Below are 9,845 nucleotides of genomic sequence, written 5' to 3'. Positions count from 1 at the left end.
AGATCAAATGATCAACTTATTTAATGACTATCCCTTTGACGGCGCCCTGGTTTCAGCCCGTGCTTGACCGCCCGGTGGACGTCGTCGAGGGTGCGGGCGGCCAGGTTCACCAGCGCGGTCCGCTTGATCTGTGACCACACCCCCTCCGCCGGGTTCAGCTCGGGGGCATAAGCCGGCAACGCCACCACGCTCACCCAATCTGCGTGTTCCTGTAGAAACGCGGCCATCTCCGCTTGGCGGTGGATGTTCACCCCGTCCCAGACCAGGATCAGCCGGCCCCCGGGAAGCTGCGCGTGCGCGGCGGCCAGCGGATTCCGGCAGTCCTCCCAGCCGATGCCCTTGCGCTCCCCGGGACGACTACGCCAGATCCGGGCCCGGTAGAGCAGCCGTGGCCGCCACCCGGGCCGGTAGCAGACCATCGGCAACCACACTCACCCGCCCGGACCTGCTCCGGCCGGGTACCCGCACCACCGGTGTCCGCCCACGTCGACCCCAGGTCCGTGCCCGTGGCGGCCTCAGGCTCTGCCCTGTCTCGTCGAGGAAACAGACCCAGGCATCCTGGGTCGCCGCGGTCTTTTTACCGCCGGCCACTCCTGCTCCGTCCACGTCTGGACCGCGGTGTCATCGCGTTCGACCGCCCGGCGGGCGGGAAGCTGACACGACCAGCCGTGCCGGTCCAACAGCAGCCACACCCCGGCCAGCGTGTAGGACACCCCGAACTCCCGCTCGATCACCTGGGCGATCCGGGCCAACGTCCACCGCTGATCATCCCAGCCGTACGGTCCGGGACCGCGGCGCAGGATCGCCTCCAACCGGGCCAGGTCCCGATCATCCAACCGGCACCGTGACCCCGACCCGGCCGACCGCAACCCGGCCTCACCCCCGGTCTCCCACGCGTGGTGCCAGCGGCTCGCGGTCTTCGGAGTCACCCGGAACTCCCGGGCGACCTCGGCCTGGCTCGCCCCCGCCGCGAACCGGCTGGCCGCGGCCAACCGGACCCGTTCACGTTCCACCTGATCGGCGGGCGTCAACCCGCCACCCGTCGCGTACCTCATACAACTGGTCTACCCGCCCCAAACCCGCTGGTAGACAGCTACAGAAAACCGCCCTGACCCCGAAATTTAAAGCTCAGTAGTCGATCCCGCGTTTTCTGAGCAGGATGGCGGTCCTGAACTGTGCGTGGGCCGCGTCGGCTGTGGCGATCGTCCGGCCGCGGGTGTGGTGGAGGTTCTTCACGAGGTTGGCGACCTGGGTGATCTCGTTCGTGTCGTCGGGTACCAGGGTCTGCGCGACCACCGCGCCGGTGTCGTGGGTCATGGCCGCGAACAGCTTGACCTGCTTGTTCTCGTCGGTCCACGCGCCGCGCAGCACCTTGCCGTCCAGCGCGATCACGAGGTCCCCGTCGTGGTCGCGGGTCGCGCAGTCGTGGATCCAGGCGCAGGTGACCAGGTCGAGCAGGTCCGCGTCCACGTGGGTGAGGACGTCGCGGATGGTGGACTCGCTCGGTGCGGCGTAGGCCGCCGTGAAATGGTCGTAGGGTACGCCGAGCTGGGCGAGCAGGCATTGCGGGAGGTCGGCCGCGCGCCTTCCGATCTGCCGGTATCCCGTGGCGCCGGCGAGCGTCGCGACGAGCGTGACGGCGAGCACGAAAGGAAGGTCGTAGACCTTTCCACGGTCGGCGCGGAAGTCTTTTACCTGGCGCAGCATTTCGAGAAGTCGGGCGGCTTTTCCGTCGATGGCCTGGTCGTGGCCGTTCGACAGCGCGGCGCCGGTCTGGCATGATGGCACGAGATGGCCTTCTTGGTCGGGTTTTGGTTGGTCGCGCTTTCATCATCCGACCGGAAGGCCACTTCCGTCACTACGGCCGGCCAGGTTTTCGGTAATTCAACGACCGGAAGTTTTCCTCGAAGAGCTTTGCCGTGTTCCTCGAACCGATATCTGGGCGTGCGGAGCTGGTTTGCGCGGCCCGTGCCAGGTACGCATGGGGAAAGGGACGCTTCGCTCGCGCTGTGTCGCCTAGGGCGCCCCGAGTCACCCCACAGCACGTCTACAAAACGTCACCGATCACAACGTAGCGTCATCTCTGCGCGGCCCTGACCATAACATGCTCTGCGGTGACGCTTGAGGACAATTGGGTCGACGTACCGGGCGACATTCCGACATGTTTGCAGTCAGACCGCCTTCTCTACCAGCTTGGTCTTTAAGAGACGCACGTCACAACGTCACAAGCCGGGTAGCATCGGCCACAATAGCGATCTCCCGGGAGGGGTCTTGTCCAGTAGCCCGGAACCCAAGGCCACGTACTTCGCGGATCCCGACGAATGGCGCAGCTGGCTGGAGGCCAATCACGAGACGGCAGGTGAGGCGTGGGTCGGCTTCTACAAGAAGGGAGCAGGCAGAACCGGCATCACGTGGGCCCAGGCGGTCGACGAGGCGTTGTGCGTGGGGTGGATCGACGGCAGGCGCCAGCGGGTGGACGAGCAGCACTACGTCATCCGGTTCACGCGGCGCAAGCCCGGCAGCGTGTGGAGCGACGTGAACCGCAGGCGTGTGGCGGAGCTGCGTGCCGAGGGGCGGATGCGGTCCGCCGGGGAAAAGGCGCTCCAGGATCGGTCCGAGGCGAAGGCCGGGTCGTATTCCTACGAGCAGAACGGGGACTCTGTCGCCTTCGAGCCCGACCAGGAGCAGCGGCTGAAGGCCGACGACGCGGCGTGGACCTTCTTCCAGAGCCAGCCAGCCTCTTACCGCAAGGCCGCCATCTGGTGGGTGACCAGCGCCAAGAAGGACCAGACCCGGGCCAAGCGGTTCGAGTAGCTACTGCAGGACTCGGCCAACGGCCGCACCGTGCCTCCTCTGACCCGACGCGGGTGACCAACGCGAGTGACGAACGGCGTACCTGGCCCCCAGCGCACGTGGCCGCCGACCTCACCATCAGGGCAGCACGCCGGTGGCGGGCACCTTCGGCAGCGAGTGCCGGTCGTCGGTGCCGGCAGGCTGCTCCACCTGGCGCACCGCCTTCTCCATCCGCCGCACCAGCTCCTCGAGCACCGGGCGCGGCGTGGCGACGTTGAGCCGGACGAAGCCCTCGGCCCCGTACAGCCTGCCATCGCTGACCGCGACCTTGCCCACGTCGAGGAAGAACTGGCCGAGGTCGGCGATGCCCAGACGGTCGGCCATGCGGCGGCAGTCCAGCCACGCCAGGTAGGTGCCGTCCGAGGCGTGGTGGGTGACGTCGGAGCCGAAACAGCCCAGCAGGTCAGCGAGTATCCGCTGGTTCCCCTCCAGGTAGCGCATCGTCCGCCGCAGCCACAGGTCGCCGCCGGCGAACGCGGCGACGCTGCCCTCGACGCCCAGGATGCCCACGCCGTCGCGGTCGCGGGGCCGCATACCCATCAGGCGCTCGTGGTCGGCGGGGCTGCCGGGTACGGCGAGCGCGCACTTCAGGCCGGAGATGTTCCAGCCCTTGCTCGCCGACATCGCGGTGACCGACGAGGTGGCCGCGGCCCCGGGCAGTGAGGAGATCGGGACGTGCTCACGCCCGGCGTACACCAGGGGCGCGTGCACCTCGTCGGAGATCACCACCGCCAAGTGCCGCTCCGCCAGCCTCAGCACGGCGCGCAGCTCGGACTCGGTGAACACCCTGCCGGTCGGGTTGTGCGGATTGCACATGAGGTAGGTGCTGGCCCCGTCGGCGAACGCCTTGGCCAGGCCGGGCAGGTTCAGCCGCCAGCCGTCGTCCCGCAGCTTCATGCCGTTGGGCACCAGCACGCGCCCGGCGGCGGTGACAGCCTCGAAGAACGGCGGGTAGGCGGGGACGTCCACCACCACCGCGTCCCCCCGCTCGGTGAACTGCTCCAGCGCGACCTCGACCACCCGCATGGTGTCCGGGAACGGGATCACCATCGCCGGATCCACCGACCAGCCGAACCGGCAGCGCAGCCAGTTCGCGAACACCGACTGCAGCTGCGAGCTGGTGGTGAAGGTGTAGCCCAGGTCGCCGCGGTCGAGCGCGTTGCGGATCGCCTCGAGCACCGGCTCGGCGAGCGGCAGGTCCATCTCCGCGAGGAACGACGGCAGCACCTCGGCCGAGTACCGCTGCCACCTCTCAGTTTCTTTGGCCCTTCGGGCACGCCGCCTGCGGCGTGAAAGGGCTGGTGCTGCCGCGGTCGGTCCGGCTGGTCGATCGGGCCCTGCCAGGGCCCCGGGCTGTTGGCGGCCTCCCGGGATCGCGCCGCCATGGTGCCGGTGTACACCTGTCGGCGAGCGCGTGACCGGCTTCCCCTGGCCGAAGGTCTGCCCTGCCAAGCGGTCTGGGAAGGTCGGCGCCGGCCGTCCGTCCAACGCCGTCCGCTTCCTGGCCTTGAGGCCGATTTTCAGTTTGGCGAGGGATCCTGACCTTACGGGTCGCCACCTGTGCTCCGAGCACGCCAGTCAGAATATGATTGCTTTCGGTCCCCGGACGGCTGCTTCTAGTAGTCGACCTGAAGGGGGTTGGTGTGGAGGGCGTGGAGCTGCCCGACGACGAGGATGAGCAGATCCTCCAGCGCGTCGCCGCCATCGACGTCGCCAAGAAGGCGGGCAAGGTGTGCATCCGCATGCCGTACGGGAAGAAGGGCAAGCGGCGCACAGCGGTCCTCGACGTGCCGGCGACCTACCCGGCGGTGGTGGAACTGGCCGACAGACTGGTCCGCGAGGGGATCGAGCGGGTCACGCCCGAGAGCACCTCCGACTACTGGCGGTTATGGTATTTCTTCCTCGAAGAACGGGGCCTGGACGTCGTTCTGGTCAACGCTCGCGACGTCAAGAACGTCCCAAGACGTCCCAAGACGTCCCAAGACGTCCCAAGACGGACAAACTCGACGCCGTGTGGCTGGCCAAGCTCACCGAGCGGGGCATGCTGCGCGCCTCGTTCGTCCCCCCGAAGGAGATCCGGGAGTTGCGCGACCTCACCCGGATGAACGCGGACCTGGTCGCGGACCGGACCCGGGCCAAGCAGCGAGTCGAGAAGGTCCTCGAACTGGCCCTGGTCAAGCTCTCGGCGGTGATCTCGGACATCTTCGGGCTCTCCGGGCGGCGGATGCTCGACGCCATGGTCGCCGGCGAGCGCGACCCGCGCCGGCTCGCGGACCTCTCCCGCGGGCTGAAGGCACCCCGCGAGACGCTGATCGCCGCGTTAACCGGCCAGTTCTCCGACCACCACGCCTTCCAGCTCAAGGTCTACCTCGAGCAGATCGACGAGATCGACACAAAGATCGCTTCGCTGTCCGCGCGGATCGAGCAGTACGTCGCCACGCTGCCCATGCCCAAGGGCCACGTCGAGATCGCCGCTCCCGCCACCCGAACCACCACCGAGACCTTCGGCGGCGAAGACGGCACGGTCGACCCGGCCACCGGCGAGATCGTCCCGTCCGCCGCACCGGCCCGGCCCGCCTGGCCGGCGGGGATGACCGGACCCTGTCTGGTCGCGCTGCTCGACGCGATCCCCGGGATCAGCCTGGACGCCGCGCGGATCATCCTTGCGGAGATCGGCACGGACATGTCCCAGTTCCCCACCAAGGGCCATCTGGTGTCCTGGGCAAAGCTGACCCCGCGCACGATCCAGTCCGGTGGCTCGCTGCGCATGGGCCGGACCGGTAAAGGCAACCGCTACCCGCGCCGGATCCTCGCGACGACCGCGGTCGTCGCCGGGCGGACCCACACCTTTACCGGTGCCCGCCACCGGCGACTCAAACGCCGCCGCGGGGCGCTGAAGGCAGTCGTCGCGACAGCGCGGCTCAATTATCTGGGAGCTGTTGAGTAATCCAGCAGTACCATTCCGCGACCTCGGCGAGGATTACTACGCCCGCCAAGGCGACCCCGAGCGGCGCAGCCGCGCTGCCGCCCGCCAGATGAAGAACCTCGGTATCTCCCCGGAGCAGGCCGCGGCCCTCGCCGCCGCCTGACCCGCGCCCTGACGGCCACCCGCCAGCGAGATCGCTCGCCCGTCCAACGCCGCTCGCCGGTAGAAGGACCGGTAACAGCCGCATCGCACCCGTTGCCATCACCCCCACTAGCGGCCAAGTGCCCTGGTGGGCACGAGCCTGCCCACGTTGCGCTGGGTTTTCCAGTCAGGTGGCGGGTCCTCCAGGATCCGGCCGGGCACCCGTTCTGCATCACCACCATGGTCTGACAGCGGATCGGGAGGGGCCCCGCGGGCCCCTCCCGATCCGCCGGGCGCGGGCCCGCGTCGGGCGGTTCGTCACATCGCACGGAAAAGGGGAGGAAACCCGGCCGGGTTTCCTCCCCTTCGCGCGTCCTCGCTAGCCCCACTGCTGCGCGGTCAGCGCGTGGTCCCGGCCGCCGCCCTCGCGGATGATGCGGTCCCAGCCGCCCGCACCCCGCTCGGGCGACACCCAGTCCCGCATGTAGGCGGCGCGCGGCGCGGTGGGATCCGTGCGCGCATCGATGCCCATGAGCACGTACATGCTGCTCAGGTGCTTCATGTGGATGAAGAAGTGCACGCGCTCCATGGGGCCGAACAGTTCCTCGAACACCAGCGCCGTGGCGTGGCCGGTCGCGTTGAGGTTCATGTTCTCCGCGACCGTCCGGGCGAACAGCCGCGCCTCGGCGCGGAACTGGTAGCTGAAGTCGATCACGCGGTGCATGATCACACCCACGCTGGCGGTGGTCAGGATCCGGTCCGGATCCTGCGCGGTCTGGTGGGCCGCGCCCAGCACCTCGAACCACGGCACCGGCGAGTCGGCCTTCAGGGGGCTCAGGGACGGGTCCTTGGCCATCGCCTCGGTCGCCGTGCCGAACATGCCCCACCGCTGCGGGAACATCATGTGCTCCTCGACGCTGCCGGGTACGAACGCTGCCCCCCAGTCCCGGGCCCGCTGATGCGCCACGTAGCCGCCCAGCACGCCGTCGCGCAGGTCAGGCGCGCCCCCGAGATGGACCAGAGCGTCGTAGTCCTCCAGGGACCGCAGGTGGATCAGCCAGTGCACGCGGTCCTTGACGCCGAAGGTATCCTCGTAGACGAATACCGTCGCCAGGCCGTCCTGCTTGCCGTTGACGAACTGCGCGGCCTCACGCGCGAGGTCGCGCGCCAGGTCTGCCTGGCTGGCGGCGATCTGGGCCGAACGCTGCACCAGGACGCCGCAGTTACCCGAGTGCAGCACCCGGTCTACCGGCTGGCTCGTCTGGTGCAGAGCTGAGCGCACGGTGGGGGTCCCGTTGCCGACTTCGGTCACTGCTTCTCCCTCATTCTCGTGACGCGGCACCGGTGAGCGCCGCTCGTCTTTCCCGCAGCACGTGGGCCGCGCCGACCATGAGCCGCTCGGCGATGAGATCGACGTGGCGCGCGCGCCAGTCCTGCAACGGCGTCCCGGCGACGAAGCGGTTGAACGCGCCGATCGCCGGGCCGCAGTGAATCTGGAAGTTCGCCCGCTCGGCTTCGTCGCCCGCGGTGGCCAGGCGGTTGGTACGGGCGAAGTAGGACCTGAACACCAGCGCCATGCGGTGCTTGGGGTCTCGTTCGGCGCGCTCCACCTCGTCGGGACGCCCCATGCCCAGGTAGTGCTCGCGGGTCTGCTTCCACACCTGCTCCAGCGGCGCCCGGAAGCAGTCCCGCTCCAGGGCAGCCCGGGTGCCCGCGTCCAGCTCCTCCAGGCCGCCGTGCTGCCGGTAGAGCTGGTAGAGCCGGTTGGCGCGGGCCGCGAACAGCGTGCCCTTGCGGACCACCTGCACCCGCGAGCCCAGCTCGAACAGGTCGCCCGCCGGGGCGTCGGTGGTGTCCTGCACGTCCAGGCCGGACAACAGGTCCTTGACCGCGTCGGAGGTGCCCGCCTCCGGCGAGCACTGGTTGACCGAGCCGGTCATCACGAAGTCCGCGCCGAGCACGAACGCCGCCGCCACCGCCTCGGGCGCACCCAGACCGCCCGACGCGCCGAGGTGCACCCCGTCGCTGTAGCCGTGTTCGGCCACCACCCGCTCGCGTAGCCGGGCCAGGGACGGGATCAGGGTCAGCGCCACTCCCCCGTCCGTGTGCCCGCCCGAGCCGGCTTCGACGCACACCTCACCGGCCACCGGCAGGCGCCGCGCCACCTCCGCCTCGCCGCGCGTCAGCGCGCCCCGGTCCACCAGGCCGCGCAGCAGGTCGGCCGGCGGCGGGGCCATGAAGGCAGCCGCCACCTCCGGCCGGGACACCTTCGCCAGGACATGGCGGACCGCGACCGGCGCCCCGTCCGGCCCGCGGCGCGCCCCGGCGAACCGGAACCGCACCACCGCCGGAGTGACGGAGGTGAACCCCGCCGCCTCGGCGAACCGCACGTCGTGGCGCAGCAGGACGTCCACGACCGCTTCCTCGCCCGCCGGGTCGGCCAGGTCGTGCAGCAGGTTGACGCCGTAGGTCAGGCCCGGCGTGCTGGCGAGCCGCAGCACGGCGCGTTCGACCTCGGCCAGATCGAGTCCGCCGGACCCGAAGTAGCCCAACAGCCCGGCCTGCCCGATGCGGGTGACCAACTCGACCGACGCGACCCCACGGAACATCGCACCGGCGAGGTAGGCGTACCGCAGGCCGTAGGCCGCCCGGAACCGGGCGCTGCCCAGCGCGGCGGCGTCCGGGTCGACCTCGCGTTCCGGCTGGGCATGACCGTTCGCCGCCGGTGCCGCCGGTTCCGGCGCGGCCGGTGCGGAACCCCCGACCACGACCGCGTCCCACCCGGAACGTCCGACCGCGGCCCCGTTCGGCCCAGGACCGTCGGCCGCCGCGGCCCCGTCCGGCTCGGGACCTTCGGCCACCGCGGCCTGCCACAGCGGGGTGAGAACCCTGGCGTCGCCGACCTCGCGCGCCTCGGTGACCCCACGTCGGATCAGCTCGCGCATCGACCTCCGCCACAGCACCGGGCTGTCGATCTGCCGCGCCAGCAGAGCGGCCACCCCGCCCACCGGGTACGGCGCGGCGGTCGCGTTCGCGATCACCGGCACGGCCGGGTCACGGAACACGACGCCCGCCAGGTGCTCGCCGAACCGACGCGCCGCGTCCGCCATGTACCGCGAGTGGAACGCCGCGCTGACGGCGAGCGGGACGCACCGCTTTCCGGGCAGCTCGCGGACCGCGTGGCGCACCAGACGGATCGCCTCGGCCTCACCCGACACCACCACCTGGGTGACCGAGTTCTCGTTGGCGACCTGGGCCCTGTCGGCGACCCCGCACCGGTGCAGCAGCGCGGTGACCTCGTCCGGGTCGAGCCCGACCACGGCCGCCATCCCGCCACCCGCCGCCTCACCCATCAGCTCACCGCGCCGCCGCACCAGGCGCAGGCCGGTGGCGAAGTCGAAGCACTCGGCGGCGAGCAGCGCGTTGTACTCACCGAGGCTGTGCCCGGCCAGGTAGTCGGGCGGTGGTTCCCGCTCGGACACGGCCCGGTGGGCGAGGGCGTTGACGACGAAGATCGCCGGCTGCGCCCACCGCGTGTCGGCCAGCTCGCCCGCCGGGTCCGACAGACACAGCTCACGCACCGACCTGCCCAGCACGTCGTCGGCGGTGGCGACCAGTTCCGGGAACCGGTCGAACAGCTCCGCACCCATCCCTGCGCGCTGCGACCCCTGACCGGGGAAGACCCAGACCCTCATCGACGACGCCGGGGGTTCAGCCGGCCGGGTACTGGTAGGGCACCAGCAGGGTGTCCTCGATCGTGCCCGGCATGAAGGTGCGGCCCCAGCCGCCCCCACCCTTGACGGGCGAGATGTAGTCCCTGGTCATCAACGTGCGGAATTCGTCGTCGGTGCGCTCCAGGTCGGTCAGTTCCTGGTAGGCGTCGAACGACGTGAAGTGCACCAGCCAGTGCAGCCGGTCCATCACG

11 protein-coding genes are annotated in these 9,845 nt (G+C 70.1%); 4 read left to right on the top strand and 7 right to left on the bottom strand.

Annotated features, from left to right (window positions below):
- Window positions 1-20: 20 nt before the first annotated feature.
- From AC08OJ_RS15545 to AC08OJ_RS15535, 3 genes are all read right to left on the bottom strand, one after another.
- On the bottom strand, window positions 21-419 hold the full coding sequence (locus tag AC08OJ_RS15545; protein ID WP_476596087.1) for a transposase: 399 nt from the start codon (window positions 417-419) through the stop codon (window positions 21-23).
- A 96-nt stretch (window positions 420-515) separates the two neighbouring features.
- Window positions 516-1,055, bottom strand: coding sequence for a winged helix-turn-helix domain-containing protein (locus tag AC08OJ_RS15540; protein ID WP_476596086.1), 540 nt, complete (start codon window positions 1,053-1,055; stop codon window positions 516-518).
- Between the two features lie 73 nt (window positions 1,056-1,128).
- Window positions 1,129-1,788 carry an ISAs1 family transposase gene (locus tag AC08OJ_RS15535; RefSeq protein ID WP_476593793.1) on the bottom strand — a complete coding sequence of 220 codons (660 nt, stop codon included), beginning with the start codon at window positions 1,786-1,788 and terminating at the stop codon, window positions 1,129-1,131.
- 483 nt (window positions 1,789-2,271) lie between these two features.
- Here AC08OJ_RS15535 and AC08OJ_RS15530 point away from each other — a divergent pair, with 483 nt between their 5' ends.
- Window positions 2,272-2,814, top strand: a complete 543-nt coding sequence (locus tag AC08OJ_RS15530; protein WP_476596085.1) for a YdeI/OmpD-associated family protein — start codon at window positions 2,272-2,274, stop codon at window positions 2,812-2,814.
- Between the two features lie 117 nt (window positions 2,815-2,931).
- Here AC08OJ_RS15530 and AC08OJ_RS15525 read toward each other — a convergent pair whose 3' ends face one another.
- Window positions 2,932-4,080, bottom strand: coding sequence for a MalY/PatB family protein (locus AC08OJ_RS15525; protein ID WP_476596084.1), 1,149 nt, complete (start codon window positions 4,078-4,080; stop codon window positions 2,932-2,934).
- 416 nt (window positions 4,081-4,496) lie between these two features.
- Between AC08OJ_RS15525 and AC08OJ_RS15520 the strand changes: the two genes are divergently transcribed.
- Genes AC08OJ_RS15520 through AC08OJ_RS15510 form a run of 3 tightly spaced genes read left to right on the top strand, consistent with a single transcriptional unit; the run spans window position 4,497 to window position 5,942 of the window.
- Complete coding sequence (locus AC08OJ_RS15520; protein WP_476596083.1) at window positions 4,497-4,958, top strand: IS110 family transposase; 462 nt, start codon at window positions 4,497-4,499, stop codon at window positions 4,956-4,958.
- Entirely contained in the window at window positions 4,865-5,800 is a 936-nt protein-coding gene (locus tag AC08OJ_RS15515) for an IS110 family RNA-guided transposase (RefSeq protein ID WP_476596082.1), read from the top strand. Before AC08OJ_RS15520 ends, AC08OJ_RS15515 begins: the two co-directional genes overlap by 94 nt.
- Window positions 5,793-5,942 carry a hypothetical protein gene (locus AC08OJ_RS15510; RefSeq protein ID WP_476596081.1) on the top strand — a complete coding sequence of 50 codons (150 nt, stop codon included), beginning with the start codon at window positions 5,793-5,795 and terminating at the stop codon, window positions 5,940-5,942. Before AC08OJ_RS15515 ends, AC08OJ_RS15510 begins: the two co-directional genes overlap by 8 nt.
- A gap of 357 nt (window positions 5,943-6,299) precedes the next feature.
- Here the strand turns inward: AC08OJ_RS15510 and AC08OJ_RS15505 are convergent, their stop codons facing one another.
- The 3 genes from AC08OJ_RS15505 to AC08OJ_RS15495 all read right to left on the bottom strand — a co-directional run.
- Window positions 6,300-7,232, bottom strand: coding sequence for a DUF6039 family protein (locus AC08OJ_RS15505; protein ID WP_476596080.1), 933 nt, complete (start codon window positions 7,230-7,232; stop codon window positions 6,300-6,302).
- 10 nt (window positions 7,233-7,242) lie between these two features.
- Window positions 7,243-9,615: an ACP S-malonyltransferase gene (gene fabD / locus AC08OJ_RS15500; protein WP_476596079.1), complete on the bottom strand. Its 2,373-nt coding sequence runs from the start codon at window positions 9,613-9,615 to the stop codon at window positions 7,243-7,245.
- Window positions 9,616-9,631: 16 nt separating this feature from the next.
- A partial coding sequence (locus AC08OJ_RS15495; RefSeq protein ID WP_476596078.1) for a DUF6039 family protein occupies window positions 9,632-9,845 on the bottom strand: 214 nt, incomplete at its 5' end.

The sequence above is a fragment of the Frankia sp. CgKIO3 genome, from assembly GCF_977946435.1.
Note: the sequence above shows the minus strand (reverse complement) of the source record. Positions and strands in the feature narration are given on the sequence as shown.